Source organism: Barnesiella sp. An22 (assembly GCF_963931395.1).
Classification (GTDB): Bacteria; Bacteroidota; Bacteroidia; order Bacteroidales; family Barnesiellaceae; genus Barnesiella; species Barnesiella merdigallinarum.
This window is the reverse complement of the sequence record NZ_OZ007014.1, coordinates 2,176,882-2,193,216: the sequence shown is the minus strand read 5'-3', so window position 1 is coordinate 2,193,216 and position 16,335 is coordinate 2,176,882. Positions and strand designations below refer to the sequence as shown.

The 16,335-nt window shown below is 52.4% G+C and carries 14 protein-coding genes; 6 read left to right on the top strand and 8 right to left on the bottom strand.

From position 1 onward, the window contains the following. Window positions 1-3: 3 nt before the first annotated feature. The 6 genes from rpsR to ABGT88_RS08985 all read right to left on the bottom strand — a co-directional run bounded on the left by rpsR (window position 4) and on the right by ABGT88_RS08985 (window position 5,320). Window positions 4-273: a 30S ribosomal protein S18 gene (rpsR, locus tag ABGT88_RS09010; protein WP_087407284.1), complete on the bottom strand. Its 270-nt coding sequence runs from the start codon at window positions 271-273 to the stop codon at window positions 4-6. Window positions 274-276: 3 nt separating this feature from the next. Then, complete coding sequence (gene rpsF / locus ABGT88_RS09005; RefSeq protein WP_087407285.1) at window positions 277-636, bottom strand: 30S ribosomal protein S6; 360 nt, start codon at window positions 634-636, stop codon at window positions 277-279. 135 nt (window positions 637-771) lie between these two features. Beyond that, a complete protein-coding gene (araJ, locus tag ABGT88_RS09000) occupies window positions 772-1,923 on the bottom strand; it encodes an MFS transporter AraJ (protein WP_346701628.1) in 1,152 nt (383 codons plus the stop codon). A gap of 172 nt (window positions 1,924-2,095) precedes the next feature. Continuing rightward, complete coding sequence (locus tag ABGT88_RS08995; RefSeq protein ID WP_346699950.1) at window positions 2,096-3,061, bottom strand: IS30 family transposase; 966 nt, start codon at window positions 3,059-3,061, stop codon at window positions 2,096-2,098. 242 nt (window positions 3,062-3,303) lie between these two features. Then, a complete protein-coding gene (locus ABGT88_RS08990; protein WP_087407287.1) occupies window positions 3,304-3,732 on the bottom strand; it encodes an Hsp20/alpha crystallin family protein in 429 nt (142 codons plus the stop codon). 238 nt (window positions 3,733-3,970) lie between these two features. Next, a complete protein-coding gene (locus ABGT88_RS08985) occupies window positions 3,971-5,320 on the bottom strand; it encodes an MATE family efflux transporter (protein WP_258327490.1) in 1,350 nt (449 codons plus the stop codon). Window positions 5,321-5,487: 167 nt separating this feature from the next. On the opposite strand from ABGT88_RS08985, the gene ABGT88_RS08980 reads away from it, so the two are divergent. The 4 genes from ABGT88_RS08980 (at window position 5,488) to ABGT88_RS08965 (ending at window position 9,580) form a co-directional block, all read left to right on the top strand. Then, window positions 5,488-6,342, top strand: a complete 855-nt coding sequence (locus ABGT88_RS08980; protein WP_158096814.1) for an AraC family transcriptional regulator — start codon at window positions 5,488-5,490, stop codon at window positions 6,340-6,342. A gap of 341 nt (window positions 6,343-6,683) precedes the next feature. Continuing rightward, window positions 6,684-7,889 (top strand): L-serine ammonia-lyase, encoded by a 1,206-nt coding sequence (locus tag ABGT88_RS08975; RefSeq protein WP_087407749.1) that lies wholly within the window; start codon window positions 6,684-6,686, stop codon window positions 7,887-7,889. Window positions 7,890-8,075: 186 nt separating this feature from the next. Continuing rightward, window positions 8,076-8,531: a MarR family winged helix-turn-helix transcriptional regulator gene (locus ABGT88_RS08970; RefSeq protein ID WP_258327488.1), complete on the top strand. Its 456-nt coding sequence runs from the start codon at window positions 8,076-8,078 to the stop codon at window positions 8,529-8,531. A 20-nt stretch (window positions 8,532-8,551) separates the two neighbouring features. Beyond that, window positions 8,552-9,580 carry an alpha/beta hydrolase gene (locus tag ABGT88_RS08965; protein WP_346701625.1) on the top strand — a complete coding sequence of 343 codons (1,029 nt, stop codon included), beginning with the start codon at window positions 8,552-8,554 and terminating at the stop codon, window positions 9,578-9,580. Window positions 9,581-9,664: 84 nt separating this feature from the next. On the opposite strand, the gene ABGT88_RS08960 is transcribed toward ABGT88_RS08965, so the two are convergent. Together ABGT88_RS08960 and ABGT88_RS08955 are read right to left on the bottom strand one after the other, a co-directional pair. Beyond that, window positions 9,665-10,528 carry a hypothetical protein gene (locus ABGT88_RS08960; RefSeq protein WP_087407292.1) on the bottom strand — a complete coding sequence of 288 codons (864 nt, stop codon included), beginning with the start codon at window positions 10,526-10,528 and terminating at the stop codon, window positions 9,665-9,667. Window positions 10,529-10,548: 20 nt separating this feature from the next. Next, complete coding sequence (locus ABGT88_RS08955; RefSeq protein ID WP_087407293.1) at window positions 10,549-12,768, bottom strand: bifunctional (p)ppGpp synthetase/guanosine-3',5'-bis(diphosphate) 3'-pyrophosphohydrolase; 2,220 nt, start codon at window positions 12,766-12,768, stop codon at window positions 10,549-10,551. A 123-nt stretch (window positions 12,769-12,891) separates the two neighbouring features. Here ABGT88_RS08955 and ABGT88_RS08950 point away from each other — a divergent pair, with 123 nt between their 5' ends. Next, window positions 12,892-14,412 (top strand): DUF4301 family protein, encoded by a 1,521-nt coding sequence (locus tag ABGT88_RS08950; RefSeq protein ID WP_298661811.1) that lies wholly within the window; start codon window positions 12,892-12,894, stop codon window positions 14,410-14,412. A 169-nt stretch (window positions 14,413-14,581) separates the two neighbouring features. Continuing rightward, on the top strand, window positions 14,582-16,036 hold the full coding sequence (locus tag ABGT88_RS08945; protein ID WP_346701622.1) for a DEAD/DEAH box helicase: 1,455 nt from the start codon (window positions 14,582-14,584) through the stop codon (window positions 16,034-16,036). Window positions 16,037-16,335: the final 299 nt, after the last annotated feature.

Below are 16,335 nucleotides of genomic sequence, written 5' to 3'. Positions count from 1 at the left end.
TAATTATTTCATCAAATCAGTTACATAAGGGAGCAGCGCCAGGTGACGGGCTCTTTTCACAGCTTGTGCAATACGACGTTGAAATTTCAACGAAGTTCCTGTGATACGACGGGGCAGGATTTTGCCTTGTTCGTTCAAGAATTTTTTCAGGAATTCAGGATCTTTGTAGTCGATATACTTGATACCGTTTTTCTTGAAACGGCAGTATTTTTTCTTTTTGATGTCAACCGACGGAGGGGTCAAATATCTGATTTCGGATTGTGCTTGTGCCATTTTTTAGTTCTCCTTTACTTCTTCTACTTTGTTAGACGATTTAACACTTCTTCTCTTTGCAGCGTATTCGGCAGCAAATTTGTCCATTCTGAACGTCAAGAAACGGATTACACGTTCGTCACGACGGAATTGAATTTCCAGTTTGGCGATGACAGAAGGGTCGGCGTCAAATTCCAGCAGGTTGTAAAAACCGGTGGTTTTCTTTTGAATAGGATAGGCGAGCTTGCGCAATCCCCAGTTTTCCTCATTCACGATTACGGCACCTTGCTCGGTGAGAATCGTTTTGAATTTGTCTACCGCTTCCTTCATCTGTACATCAGACAAAACGGGAGTTAAAATGAAAACGGTTTCGTAATGATTCATACTCGTTTAGTTTAACGTATTTGGTTAATAGTTTTTATTAGCGGGGCAAAGGTAGAGATTATCTTGCAATTATACAACCCTTTGCGACGGTTTTTTCTCTTTTTTCTGTCGGTGCCTGGTCGATTGGGGTTAATCTCAGGCTTTGGTCGACTCGTATTTTTTGTAAAAGAGGGTGAGCAGTACAAAGCCGACCAGGGCGAGCGGTGCCCCGATGAGGGCGGGATAGTGGTAGTCGAGACCAGCCTCGAGCGGCAGGCCTCCCAGGAAGGCTCCGATGGCATTCCCCAGGTTGAAGGCTACCTGCACGCAGGCGGCACCCAGCAGCTCGCCACCCTTGGCAAAGTGAATGATCGAGATTTGCTGAGGGCTCGACACGGCAAAGAGTCCGGCGGTGCACAGGCACATGAGCAGTACGGTGAGCCATCCGACAGGAGCCGCGAAAAAGATGGCGAGCAGGGCCATGAAGAGCAGCAGTTGGGTGTAGGCAGCCACGCGGCCGGGGGTGTAGATGTCCGACAGGCGTCCGCCCAACAGATTGCCTACCACCATGCCGAATCCGGCCAGCACCATCAGCAGGGTGACACTTTCGGTCGGGAAGCCCGAGACTTGGGTGAGCAGCGGGTTGATGTAGCTGTACCAGCAGAACACGCCGCCGTTGCCCAGCATGGTGGCTCCCAGGATGAGCCAGGGGGCTTTGGTCTTCAAGAAACGGAACTGTCCTTTGAATCCCGTGTCGGGCAATCCCTCGACCTGAGGTACCCACTTCCAGATGTAGTAGAGCACGATGAGGCCCCACACACCCACCAGCAGGAAGGTGAGCCGCCACGAGAGCAGCGTGCTGAGCGAGGTGCCCAGCGGTACCCCGAAGAGGTTGGCGATGGTCATGCCGGCAATCATAATCGAGACCGCCTCCGAGCCCTTCCCTTTATCGGCCAGCTTCTCGGCCACAATCGACGCTACCCCGAAGTAGGCTCCGTGGGGGAGCCCCGAGATGAACCGGGCCATCATCATGGTCCAGTAGTTGGGGGCCAGCGAGGCAAACAGGTTGCCGGCCATCATCACGGCTACCAGACCGAGCAGGATATTTTTCAACGGCAGTTTGCGGGCCATGGTCAGAAGGGGAGCTCCGGCACATACGCCCAGAGCGTAGGCCGAAATCAAATGGCCGGCCGTAGGAATAGTGATGTGTAGATCGGCGGCTATGTAGGGGAGGATAGCCATCATGACAAACTCGGCGATTCCAAGCCCCAATGTGCCGAACGCCAATGCAATAAGACTCTTTTTCATACGATACCTTAATAACCTATTGAACGCAGGGAGCAACCTGCCCGGGCAGACCCTCCCTGAAAATCGGGTGCAAAGGACGCAAAATCTTGCGGGTTGTACAAACTTTGTGTCTCTTTTTTTTGCCAGGGGAACAGGCATAAAAAAACGGTAGAGTCCAACAGCAAATGCAAAACTACAAAACGTTTATGAAGAATCTGTATTTGGGCGAATCAAAATTAAGTTTTTCCCGAGGTCTTCGATTCAATTTCTTTTGTATCTCTTTGATTTTCCAGTCGGAGAAATCCTGAAAGTTGGCCTTTTTTGGGATATATTTCCGAATAAGCTTGTTTGCATTCTCAATGGCTCCTTTCTGCCAGGCTGAATAAGCATCCGTAAAATAAACCTTAACTGGCGGCCTACCTTTGAGGCTGAGTTGTTTGGTTATCTCCTGATGTGCTGCAAATTCACAACCGTTGTCGGTGGTAATCGTATGTATCGTTTGCCTATATGGGAACAGCAGGCGGATGACCGCCCGGGCCGTCGGTAGGGCTTTCCGTCCCTGAGGCAACTTTTCCATGAGTATGAAATTGGTCGAACGTTCGGTTAGGGTGACGATGGCATGACCGCAGGAGTCGATGATGGTGTCCATTTCCCAATCGCCGAATCGGGTTCCGTCTGCCTCCTTGGGGCGCTCGTGTATGCTTGTGCGGTTGGGTATATTGGTCGCTTTTGTCGGACACAGGATTTTGCCTCGCTTTTTGTATTTGAGCCCATGAGGCATATGCAGAGCCAGTTTCCCGGTCGTATCGGCATGGACATGGTTGTAGATGGTCTGCTTGGCGATGTGGATACCTTCTTTCCTGAGTACTCCCGCTATCTGGGCCGGAGACCATTCCTCCTCTTCGATCATGCGCTCAATTCGCCACCATAGATCTTCCGGTTTCCTGTGATGGCCCTTAAATCCGTGCTTGCGGCTATCACACTGCCTCTGAGCATATTTCCATATATACTCTCCTTCCGGCTTTGAGTTGCGCCTGATTTCCCGACTGACTGTCGATTTTGATACTCCTATTTCCTCTGCTATGCGAGAACGGCTCCATTTCCTTTTCAGACCAAGATATATTTCATATCTTTGGGCTTCGATTAGTTGATTTGACATGGCAATACAAAATTAATTAATCGTAGGGAGATTTCGGTCTCCCTTTTTTGTATTGCTGTTGGACGCTCTCAGGGGCTTTGCGCCCCCGCCGCTATGGCTTCCCCCGCAGTGTTTTTCATAGTTCTTGTTCCTTCCTTACTCGAAAAACGTTGCGTTTTGATTTGGATTCTTCAGGCATAAAAAAACCGCTGCCTTTTTGTGCAAAAGGTAGCGGCCTTGCTGGGGATTGCTCCCGAAATTGTTTACTTAACTTCGATCGATTTTCTTACACCGGCATTGTTTTCAACAGGCAGTTTGGGAAGTTCGACCGACAAAACGCCATGTTCGACATGAGCCGAAATTTTGTTTTTGTCGACATCGTCGGGCAGAATCATGGTCTGCTGGAATTTCGAATAAGAGAATTCGCGACGCAGATAGTGCTCTTTCTTCTTTTCGTCTTTGTTTTCGATTTTCTTCTCCATCGTGATTACGAGGTTGTCGTTCTCATCGACGTGAACTTGGAAATCGTCTTTCGTCATACCCGGAGCAGCCACTTCTACGCAGTAGTCGTTTTCATGTTCGATCACATTGATAGCAGGTGCTGTAGCATTGGCTTTTTCCATCCATTCATTATCAAAGAAATCATTGAAAATGTCGGGCAACCAACCTTGGTTTTTTCTCATGGGTACCATAATTATAATCTCCTATCTTTAAGTTGTTTATTATCTGTTTTGCTTTCGGCTCTCTTTCGATTACCGAAATCACCTATCTACTTGCAAAGGGTGTGCCAATACCCTTTGGCACCTGTTTTGCCCCGGATGTAGTGACAAGAGTGCGCCGAAGTGGACAGACTTGCGCCGAAGTGGCCTATTTGTCACATCGGGTGCGAGGCTTGTAAGGTTCGGGTGCGAGGCCTCGGACGGCAGAGTCTCACCGCCTTCTCCGGCGATACAGGCACATGCCGTAGATGATTGTCGAGGTAAGTGCTTCGGTCACCGGCATGGCCAGCCACATACCAGTGGTTCCCCACACGGCGGGGAGCAGGTAGAAGCATGGAATGAGGAGGATTACACCGCGCATCAGCACAAACAGAATCGACTCTCTTATCCGTTCCAGACTCTGGAAGTAGCCGATGACAGCCACGTTGGCAATGAAAAAGACGGTGCCTGTGCCCAGGTAGGGAAATCCCGCCGTAGCTATTCTTCCGGCTTGGCTCTGGGTGTCGACAAACAGCCCTACCAGTTCTCGTGGAAACAGAATAAACAGCAGCGACAGGCACACGCCGAACAGGGTTGCCGTGCGCAACAGCAGGCGGCGGGTCTCTCTCACTTTGTGCCAGAGGCCGGTGCCGTAGTTGTAGCTGATGATGGGTTGGGCCGACTGGGCTATGGCATTCCCGATCATGAAGAAGAAGGGGGCATAGTAGCAGGCAATGCCAAAGGCGCCTACGCCCGAATCGCCCAGATAGTGCATAAATTGCCAGTTGCCTATGTAGATAAAGATGGCCATTGTCAGTTCGCCCAGCAGCGACGACAAGCCTATCTTGCACTGGTAGCCGAGGTTTCGGCCGGCCAGGCGGAGGCTCTTGACGCTTGTTTTCAAGGCGATTATGCGTAGCGACCGGCCCATGAATAGCAGATAGTACAAGGCCATGACACCGCCGGCCACAATGCTGAGGGTAGTGGCTATTGCCGCCCCTTTTACTCCCATGCCAAGGGGGAAGATGAAGAGCCAGTCGAGCACGATATTCAGCAGGGCCGGCACAATGTTGCACCACATGGCAAAGCGGGGTGAGCCATCGAGGCGGATAATGAAGAGCCCTATCAGCATCCAGGTCTGGAAGACAAAGGCCGGCATAATCCATTGCAGGTAGTCGAGAACTTGCGGCATCAGGCTCTCCGACGAGCCCAGCAGCCGGGCCGTCTCGGCCGGGAATATCAGTACCAGCACCGTGAGTACGGTTATAAACAAGGTAGTCGCCAGCAGGGCTTGGGAAATGTTGAGCCGGGCAGTCTTCACCTTTTTATAAGAGAGGTGAATGGACGATACTACCGAGCAGCCGGAGCCGATCATGAGCCCCAGGCCGGCTACGAATTGGTAGATGGGAACGACCAGGTTTACGGCGGCAACCCCGTCGGCACCGGTGCCGTGCCCTACAAAGATACCGTCGATAGTACATACAGCCGACATGGCGAACGAACCCAGCAGGGTGGGAATCAGTAGTTTGCGGAAGAGTGTGGCGACAGGCTCTTTCTGAAAGTCGATAGCGTCTCGGTTCATACAAGCAGAGTTGTGTTTGTGGGTCTTTTACGAGGGGCAAAGGTAGTGAGATGTATCTTCCCGGAGGGGAGCAGAACCCCGACAAGTAGGGTACTTTTCCGAACAAAATGGGGCGTAAGTTGGGGAAATACCCTATTTTTGCATCTCAGAAAGGTATTTTTCAATATATGAAGTCGTTCAAGTACAGGCTCTCGCCCGAGGGCAGCGAATGCAGCTACGGCACAACCGACCTTCGCCCCTGTCTGGGGTGTCCTATCGAGGTCGAGGGGTGTGTGGTGCTGATGTGTACCGAGGGGGTAGCGCTTTTCTCCATCGACTTTCACAACTACACCTTCCGTCGGGGCGATTTGCTGGTGGTCATGTATGACCGCACGGTAATCCCGCTCAAGGTCTCGGCCGGATTCCGGGTCGAATGGGTATCGCTGTCGCTTTCGGTTTGCAACGATACCTTCTATAAAATCTCTTCGGTAAAGTTTTGGGACCGCTTCTATTTCTACCCGGTTTGCCGTCTGGAGCCTGAGCATCCACGGCTGGTCGAGTCTTGGCTGTTGCAGGTGAAGTGGATTGCCCGACACACGGAGGATACCTACCGCACCGAACTGTTGCAAAGTGTATTCTATCAGCTCATGCTCTCGCTCTGCTGCGAAATGGAGAGGCTGTCGCTGGCTTCGGGCAAGAGCGAGAAACGAAGTCATGCCTGGGTGGTCGCCAATGACTTTATGGTGCTGGTGGGTCGCCACTATGTCAAGCACCGCGACGTGGCCTATTATGCCACCCGCCTTTGTGTCAGTCCCGATTACCTCAATAAACTGTCGCTCAAATATATCTTGATGACCCCCAAGGAGTATATCAACCGGCAGTGTATTATGGCTATCAAGACCTATTTGAGTAGTACCGACCTGTCGGTCAAGAATATTGCCAACGAACTTAACTACGAGGATGCCTCGTATTTGTGCCGTTTCTTTCGTCGAATGACGGGTATGTCGCCTCTGGAATACCGCGAGCGGTTGGGCAAGCCGTGAGCGACCGGGGCCGGAAAAAGTCCGGGCGAGCTTGTTTCTCTGCATTCACCTTTCAGTATCTTTTACTAAGACAGGAGGCGGTTTGGCATAGTCAAATTTGAAAACGTGGTTTTCATTTGCCTTTGCAATCTTCTTTCGCTATCTTTGTTACACGAAGACAGGAGGCGGCTCGGCATGGTCAAATTTGAAAACAAAGTTTTCATTTGCCACTGCTCTCGCCTTTCACTATCTTTGAAGAAGACAGGATGCGGCTCGGCCCAGGCAAAGTTGAAAACTGCGTTTTCCATTTGCCTCTGCTCTCACCTTTCACTATCTTTGTATTTACATTATACATAAATGAGATGAAAACCATACGGGAAATATATCGCATAGGGTATGGCCCTTCGAGCAGCCATACGATGGGGCCGCGCAAGGCTTCGGAAATGTTTTTGGAACGCCATCGCGATGCGGCGGCATTCGAAGTGACGTTATACGGCAGTCTGGCCGCTACGGGGCGGGGCCACTTGACCGACGTGGCTATCCTCGACACGTTGCGTCCCCATGCGCCGGTCGAGATTGTGTGGAAGCCTTCGGTATTTCTGCCTTTTCACCCCAATGGCATGACCTTCCGCTCGAAGAACAGCCGGGGCGAGGTGACCGACGAATGGACGGTCTTCAGCATCGGAGGCGGTGCTTTGGCCGAAGAGGGGAAGGCTCTCGACGAGTCGCCCGAGCTGTATGAAATGAATCACATGACCGAGATACTCAACTGGTGCGAGCGCACGGGGCGCAGCTATTGGGAGTATGTGCAGGAGTGCGAGGACGATGACCTCTGGAACTACCTGGCCGAGGTGTGGGCGGTAATGCGCCAGGCCATCGAGCGGGGTCTCGACCAAGAGGGCGTGTTGCCGGGGCCGTTGAACCTGCGGCGCAAAGCCTCTTCCTACTATATAAAGGCCAAGGGGTATAAGGATAGCTTGAAGAGCCGTGGGCTGGTCTTTGCCTATGCCCTGGCCGTGAGCGAAGAGAATGCCTCGGGTGGCCGTATTGTCACGGCACCTACCTGCGGCTCGTGCGGGGTGGTACCTGCCGTGCTGTATCATTTGCAGAAGAGCCGCGACTTCAGCGACATGCGCATCCTGCGGGCGTTGGCTACGGCCGGTTTGGTGGGTAATATCGTGAAACAGAATGCCTCGATTTCGGGGGCCGAGGTGGGCTGCCAGGGCGAGGTAGGCGTGGCGTGTGCCATGGCTTCGGCGGCAGCCAGCCAACTGTTCGGGGGCAGCCCGGCACAGATCGAGTATGCCGCCGAGATGGGTCTCGAGCATCACCTGGGCATGACGTGCGACCCGGTGTGCGGCCTGGTGCAGATTCCCTGCATCGAGCGGAATGCCTATGCCGCGGCCCGGGCTCTCGATGCCAATATCTATTCGGCCTTTACCGATGGCAACCACCGGGTTTCGTTCGACAAGGTGGTGGCGGTAATGAAGCAGACCGGGCACGACCTGCCGTCGCTCTACAAGGAGACGGGCGAAGGTGGCTTGGCCAAGGATTACGAGCAGATGTAGCACCGGGAGGGCCGCGCTCGGCAACTGTCTTTATCCGATTGATTCGGGTAGATGGGGCCGGTGGCGATGGTTTGATGGAAAAAAATAATAGCCTCTTTTTCGCCGATAGTGAGCAAAAAGGAGGCTAAATTTGTTTTTGTAGCAAAGTTGAGTTATTTTTGTAGTTGTTTAAGCAATGATTCGTATATGAACTTTTCGGAATTAAATATAGAGATGCTCTTTGCTCTGATGAGCGGTAAGTTGTCGGCAGCCATCAATCGGAAGTTGCACCGCAGTTTTCGCAAGTTGTCAATCGACATTACACCCGAGCAATGGACGGTGCTCTACTATTTGTGGTCGCGCGACGGGGTAACTCAGCAAGAGTTGTGTAATGTCACTTTCAAAGACAAGCCGAGTATGACCCGGTTGATTGACAATCTGGAGAAACAGCAGCTGGTGGTTCGTTCGCCGGGTGTGAAAGATCGCCGTATCAACCTCATTCATCTCACGGACAAGGGGCGTGAACTCGAGGATGCTACCAAGCCGTTGGTAACGGCCATCATGCGTACCGCTCTCGAGGGATTTTCCGACAGCGAGGTCGAGATGGCCGGTGCGATGCTGGCCAAGGTCTTCGGCAATTTGAAAAACTCGTTGAACGACTAATCTTTAAAAAGACGATAGCGATGATCAAGTATGCCAAACTGTTTGTGGCGGTTTTGCTGTGTGGGCTGGCCGCAACCACATCATTCACCTTTGCACAGTACCAACCCGATCGCCTGGGCGAGGGGTTCGAATCGAAAACACTCGTCATGCCCGACGATTACAGCGGTCGGGTGGTGACTACGCTCGTGCGCAGTCTGTCGCCTTGCCCCAATGTGCATCGGGCCGTGCTCTACGTACACGGGTATAACGACTATTTTTTCCAAAAGGAGATGGCCCGGACCTTTACCGACTCGTGTTTCAACTTCTACGCCGTGGACCTGCGCAAGTATGGGCGTTCGCTTCTGCCGGAGCAAACCCCTTTCGAGGTGCGCGACTTGAGCGAGTATTTTGCCGATCTCGACACGGCGTTGACACTTGTCCGGCAGGAGGGCAATACCGAGGTTGTGCTGATGGGGCACTCGACCGGAGGGCTCATCACCTCGCTCTATTGCGAGGCGCATCGCGACTCCCTGCCGGTGCAGGGGCTTATCCTCAACAGCCCGTTCCTCGACATGAACATGAGCGGCTTTTACGAAAAGGTATTGGTGCCTTTGGTTTCGGCCTGGGGCGGTTGTTTCAAGAATACGAAAATCAGCCAGGGCAACTCCACTGCCTATGCCGAGAGTCTGTTGAAACAGTATCACGGCGAGTGGGACTACGACACCAACCTGAAGTTTATGGCCTCGCGGCCGGTCACCGCGGCCTGGGTACGGGCCATACATCGGGGGCATAACCAGGTGCACAAGGGGTTGCACATACCGTGTCCCATCCTGTTGATGTATTCGAGCCAGTCGGTGCAGGGCGACGAGTGGACCCCGCAGCACCAGTCGGGCGACGCGGTGCTCGATGTGAAAGATATAGCCCGCTACGGGCGTACGCTGGGGCCGCATGTCACCGAGTTTGAGGTGAAGGAGGGGTTGCACGACCTCGTGTTGTCGAAGCCGGCTGCACGGGCATCGGTCTATGCCGAGATATTCCGGTGGTTGCGCAGCAACGGGTTGGAGCGTTGAACTGCAGGAAATAAAAACTTATTATAAGAAGAACGGCCGGAGGTGTTTGCCCCGGCCGTTCTTCTTTTCGTCGTGATACGACTGTTATTGTTTCTTTGATTTCTGTTGTTTCTCCAGTTGCATTACCTGCTTGTCGGCCAGTTCGAGGGTACGGATGTTGAGCTGATATTCCCGGGTGAGGTCATCGACATTACGCATCAGAGTGTAGAGGTTGCGGGTCTCTTTCACCGCTTCGCGAGTCGTCCGGTCGAGAGCGAGCGTGTAACGGTTTCCGCCCAGATAGGTGAGGGTGATGGCCTTGTCGGTGTTGTCGGCAATAAGCGAAGCGACGGCCGAACATTGTCCATCCTTGTAGGTGACGATTTCGGTATACTTGCCGTTGTCGGTAAACCGGTAGTTGTTGGCTCCGTCGTATCCGATAGCCAGGGTCTCGGCCTTGCTCTTGTCGGGTAGGGTGACCCGTATCGAACTATGCTTCAGCGGGGTGCTGCCGTAGTATACGCTGGCCAGCTGCATCTGACCGTTTTCGGTAACCTGCACCTTCAGCTGGCTGCGGGTGATGGCGTTTTGTTTGGGCAGTTTGTTGTACACGTAGTTGCCTTCGGTCTGATATTTGGCATCTTTCTCGAAGCGGAATTTCTTTTTGGCTGCCTCGAGTTCGGCCTGTCTTACCTTGAGTACGCTGTCGATATAGAGCAGGTTTCGCTCGCTCTCTTTCTGCTTGACCCGGCACATGAGCAACATGCCCTCTCTGATCTGTTTGAAGGCTTTGGGGTATAGCTGCTCGATACTGTCTATCGCATTTCGGGCGCTTTCGTACTGTCCCGCCTCGAAGAGTTTCAAGGCTTTTTCGTATTGTTCGCCGGCTTCGTGGCTACCGTCGCCGCAGGCCGGAAAAAGAAGAATACAGGAGCATATCCAAAGGTAGAGGTATTTTGTCATATTCATATTGTGTTTTTAATGGGTCATTAACAGTTTATCGAACTCCGTTGTACATCTTTTACCCCTTTCACGGTCTTGAGCTTCTTGATGAGGCTGTTGAGGCTCGAGGTGTCGTCGACCATGACGGTGATGTGTCCCTGGAAGAGTCCGTCGTTCGAGTCGATCGAGATGTTGCGCATGTAGATGTTTTTCTCTTTCGAGATGATTGAGGTAATGTTGGTGACGATGCCGATGTCGTCGTTGCCCACGACACGCAGCACACAGACATATTTTGAGCCCATCTTTCCCGACCACCGGGCATTGACCACCCGATAGCGGTAGCGGCTGTAGATGTGGCGGGCATTGGGGCAGTCCTTGCGGTGTATCTTGATGGTCCCCTCGGTTGATACGAACCCGAAGATGTCGTCGCCGAAAATGGGGTTGCAACACTTGGCCAGCTTGTAGTCGATACCCTTCACGTCGCCGCCGATGATGAGCTCGTCCTCTTTCGAGTCGTCGTGCTCGCTGGGTTGCAGCGTGAACTCTTCGGCCGTGCGGGCTTCGTATTGCTCGTTGTTCTCTTTGTGTTCGATTTCGAGGTAGAGGTCGATGACTCGGTTCACGTCGATGCGCTCGGCGGCCAGCTCGTTGTAGAAGTCGGTCACGGTCTTGTAGCCCATCTTTTTGATGAGCTTCATCATGATGCCGTCTTCCATCTCCATCTTGCGATTCTTGAACCGGCGTTGCAGCAGCTCCTTGCCATACTCGGCATCTTTGTTCTGCTGTTCGTTGAGGGCCTGTTTTATCTTGACGCGCCCTTTCGAAGTGGAGGCAATGTTAAGCCAGTCTTGCTTGGGGGTCTGGTTGGGCGAGGTGAGTACCTCGATGGTATCGCCGCTTTTGAGCTTGTATTTGATGGTCTCTATCTTTCCGTTCACTCGGCCGCCCACGCATTTGCACCCCAGTCCCGTGTGGATGAGAAAGGCAAAGTCGAGCAGGGTAGCCCCCAGTGGCAGCTTGTAGAGGTCGCCCTTGGGAGTAAAGACAAACACCTCTTTGTCGTAGAGGTCCATCTTGAAGTCGCGCATCAGTTCCAGAGCACCGCCATGTTCGGCCGCTTCGAGCACTTCGCGCACGTTGTTCATCCAGTCGTCGAGCCCCGATTCGCTCTTGATACCCTTGTATTTCCAGTGGGCTGCCAGTCCGCGTTCGGCGATTTCGTCCATGCGTCGGGTACGTATCTGCACCTCGACCCATCGTTGTCCGGGCCCCAGCACGGTGATGTGCAGCGACTCGTACCCGTTCGACTTGGGTATCGACAGCCAGTCTTTCATTCGCTTGGGGTTGGGCTGGTACATGTCGGTCACAATCGAGTAGACTTTCCAGCAGTCGGCCTTCTCCTGGTCGAGCGGAGTCTCCAGAATCACCCGTATGGCAAACAGGTCGTAGATGTCTTCGAGGTCGGCCTTCTGTTTCTTCATCTTGTTCCAGATGGAGAAGATCGACTTCGTGCGACCCTTGATTTCGAAGTTGAGCCCCTCGGCCTCGAGTTTCTGTTTGACCGGCTCGATAAACTCGGTGATGTACTTGTCGCGGTTGCGCTTCGTTTCGTTGAGCTTGTGGGCTATCTGGTCGTAGATTTCGCGATTGGTATATTTGAGCGAGAGGTCCTCGAGCTCCGATTTGATGGAGTAGAGGCCCAGCCGGTGGGCCAGCGGTGCGTAGAGGTACGACGCCTCGCAGGCTACGTCGTAGCGATACTTCTCGTTGGGGTGGTGGTTGATCATCTTCATCACGCACAGACGGTCGGCAATCATGATGATAATCACCCGTATGTCTTCGGCAAAAGAGAGCAACAGCTTGCGGAAGTTCTCGCTCTCGACAGCCGCCTGCTTGGCATAGAGGCTGTTCGATTTGATAAGTCCCCGAATGAGTTGGGCAATGTCGTCGCCAAACTCTTTCTGTACAGTTTCGATAGTGAGAAATTCGCTCACTACCAGATTGAAAAGCAATACCGAGATGAGCATGCTGCGCTCCAGTCCCACCCGGTCGCACAGGATAAGCGCCGTATTCAAGTTGCGAACGACCGGATTGATGCCCTGTTTGTTGCGCTGGTAATGTCCTGTTTCTACCGCTTCGGTGATGAGTTTGCGCATGCGGGTGAAGTCGTTGAGCGACATCACCGGCCGGCTGTTGCGCAGAAGTTGCCGATAAACCGATAGGACATTTCCTCTTTCCTCGGGGGTGAAATAGCTTTTTTCGGGCATAAGTTGTGACTGTTATCGAAAAATTATGTCTCAAATATATATTTTTATAGTTAAAAGTGCACTTTTTTTTAGAGCTTTTTGTAGTTTTGGGAACAGAATTAAAATTCATTATTCATTATAGATATGTTTACAACAGAGGATTTAAACTTGTTTGCCGAAAAAGGTATCGATATACGGGTAGTCGAGGACCAGTTGGCATCTTTCAAAAGGGGATTCCCGTTCCTGAAAATCGCCTCCTCGGCATCGGTAGGGAATGGCATTTTGTCGCTCGATGAGCAACAGACGCAATATTACCTGGATCTTTGGGAAGGATACTTGAAAGACAATCACAAAGTGGTGAAGTTTGTTCCCGCATCGGGAGCGGCCAGCCGCATGTTCAAGGATTTGTTCGCTTTTCTGTCGGCCGAGTACACCGAACCGAAAACCGATTTTGAAAAGAAATTTTTCGACTCGATCGAGCACTTTGCCTTCTATGCCGATCTCGATGCCGCCTGTCTGAAAAACGAGGGTATGGGCATTGCCGACCTGGTGGCTGCCGGGCGCTACAAGGCTGTCGTGTCGAATCTGCTCGAGGCCAAGGGGCTCAACTACGGCTCGTTGCCCAAGGGGCTGCTCAAGTTCCACCACTATGCCACGACCAATCGCACGGCCATGGAGGAGCACCTCACCGAGGGGGCTCTCTATGCTGCCAGCTCCGATGGCGAGGTGAATATTCACTTCACGGTTTCGCACGAGCATCTGCCTCACTTCAAAGAGCTGGTCGCCTCGAAGAAGGTCGATTACGAGAAACGCTACGGGGTGCGCTACAACATCAGTTTCTCGGAGCAGAAACCCTCGACCGATACCATTGCCGTGGATATGAACGACGAGCCGTTCCGCGAAGAGAACGGTAAAATCTTGTTCCGTCCCGGTGGTCACGGTGCCCTGATTGAAAACCTCAACGACATCGATGCCGAGGTAATTTTCGTGAAGAATATCGACAATGTGGTGCCCGATCGCCTCAAAGAGCCCACCGTGCGCTACAAGAAAGTGATAGGCGGTGTGCTGGTGGCCTTGCAGGCCGAGGTCAATCGCTACACGGCCATGCTGAAGAGCGGCAAGTACACCATCGACGACTTGCGCGAAATGGTGAAGTTCCTGCAACAGAAGCTCTTTGTGCGAAACGAAGAGACCAAGAATCTCGAGGATGCCGAGTTGGCGCTCTATCTGTTGCGCAAGTTCGACCGTCCTATCCGGGTGTGCGGTATGGTGCGCAATTCGGGCGAGCCGGGTGGTGGTCCGTTTGTGGCATACAATCCCGACGGTACTACCTCGTTGCAGATTCTGGAGAGTTCGCAAATCGATATGGCCAACCCCGAAGCCAAGCGGCAATTCGAGGCCGGTACACACTTCAACCCGGTCGATCTGGTTTGTGCCGTGCGCGACGGTCAGGGTGTCAAGTACGATTTGCCTCGCTATGTCGACAAAAATACCGGATTCATTTCGCATAAGTCGAAAAATGGCCGCGAGTTGAAAGCTCTCGAGTTGCCGGGCTTGTGGAATGGCGCCATGAGCGACTGGAACACCGTGTTTGTCGAGGTTCCCGCCGAGACCTTCAACCCGGTGAAGACCGTGAACGACCTGTTGCGGCCTCAACATCAGTAAGCTATGTAACGGCTTAATAACGAATAGAGGGCGATATGCTGCGGCATATCGCCTTTTTTTTATAACTTTGTCACCGAAAAATTATTACTCGGGAAAATGGAAGCCTCGAGGGCTTGTAATTTCCTGCAAGAGTTAGATAGACGAAAAGAAAAATTTAAGGAAAAAAGATATGACATTTGAAGAATTCGGATTGTCGGAAGAGGTCATGCAAGGACTCGACGCCATGAATTTTCAAGAGGCGACCCCGGTTCAGGAACAGACCATTCCCGTGATATTGCAGAAAAAAGATTTGATTGCTTGTGCCCAGACGGGTACGGGTAAAACAGCTGCCTATATATTGCCTTTGTTGAACTTGCTTACCGAGTTTCCCGGCAGCGGCGACAAGGTGCGCGCGGTGATTGTGGCGCCTACGCGCGAGTTGGCCCAGCAGATTGACATGCAGTTTGCCGGCTTCTCCTATTTCTTGCCCATCTCTACGGCCGTAGTTTCGGGGGGTGGCGACGGTTCGTCGTGGGAGCAGCAGAAGCGGGGCCTGACCATGGGAGCCGATGTGATTATAGCCACGCCGGGCCGGCTCATCTCGCATCTGAATATCTCGAACATCGACTTTTCGGGAGTCGAGTATTTTATCCTCGACGAGGCCGACCGCATGCTCGATATGGGATTCTACGACGATATTATGAAGATAGGCAAGAGCCTGCCGGCCAAGCGACAGACGATTATGTTCTCGGCTACCATGCCGCCCAAGATTCGCCAGCTGGCCAAGAATATCATGGACAATCCCGTGGAGGTGAACGTGGCTATTTCGAAACCCAACGAAGCCATCGACCAGTCGGCCTATGTCTGCTACGAGAATCAGAAGATGGGGATTATAGATTACCTCTTCAGAGAGCCGACCGGAACGAAGACCATCATCTTCTCGTCGTCGAAGCAGAAGGTCAAGGAGCTGGCTTTTGCCTTGAAACGGAAAAAATACAGAGTGGCCGCCATGCACTCCGACCTGGAGCAGCCCGAGCGTGAGGCAGTGATGCTCGATTTCAAAAACAACAAGATAGATATTCTGGTGGCTACCGATGTCATTTCGCGAGGCATCGACATCGATCAGATCGGGTTGGTCATCAACTACGACGTGCCTCACGACCCCGAGGATTACATTCACCGCATCGGTCGTACGGCTCGTGCCAATGCCGAGGGTACTGCCATTACCTTCGTGTCGGAGAAGGAGCAGGGCAAGTTCAACCGCATCGAGACTTTTCTGGGCTATGAAATTGCCAAGCGCGAGATGCCCGAGGGGGTAGGTGAAGGGCCGGTATATGCTCCCAAGCAAGAGAAGGGTGGCCGTCACGGCCGGGGTGGAAACCGGGGAGGCGAGGGGCGTGGCCGCTCGCGCAATCGCCGTCGGGGCGACAAGGGTACCCCCAAAGACAATGCTGCCAAGAATACCGCCCCGAAGGGGGACAAGTCGGCTCCGGCTTCGGAGAAACCGGTTAAGGAGAAGAGCGAGAATACCGCTTCGCAGAATCAGAGTGGTTCGTCGTCGCGTCGTCGCAATCATCGCCGGCGCAAGCCTCGCTCGGGTAATAACGGCAATGGCGGTAACAACTCACCGAGCCAGGAGGCATAACGAATGTGATTTTGTAGACTATGGCTTTAGATTTATTTGTAAATAGTTTGTAAATCAAATACTTTTTTATTTGGATATATAAGTAGCGAATATATGGCGTTTGTTTTATAGCAAACGCCATTCGCGTTACATAGAGGTTTATCGTATGGATATGGATATTTATAAGTGTCTTGTAATCAGTGTGTTGTAGGTTTTACCGATTTTTATTCAAGTGGAGATATAAGTATCATTCATAATAGTACTATAAACCAGTTGATTATAATTTATACAGCTATAAAACCTTGCAAATGGAAAACTTT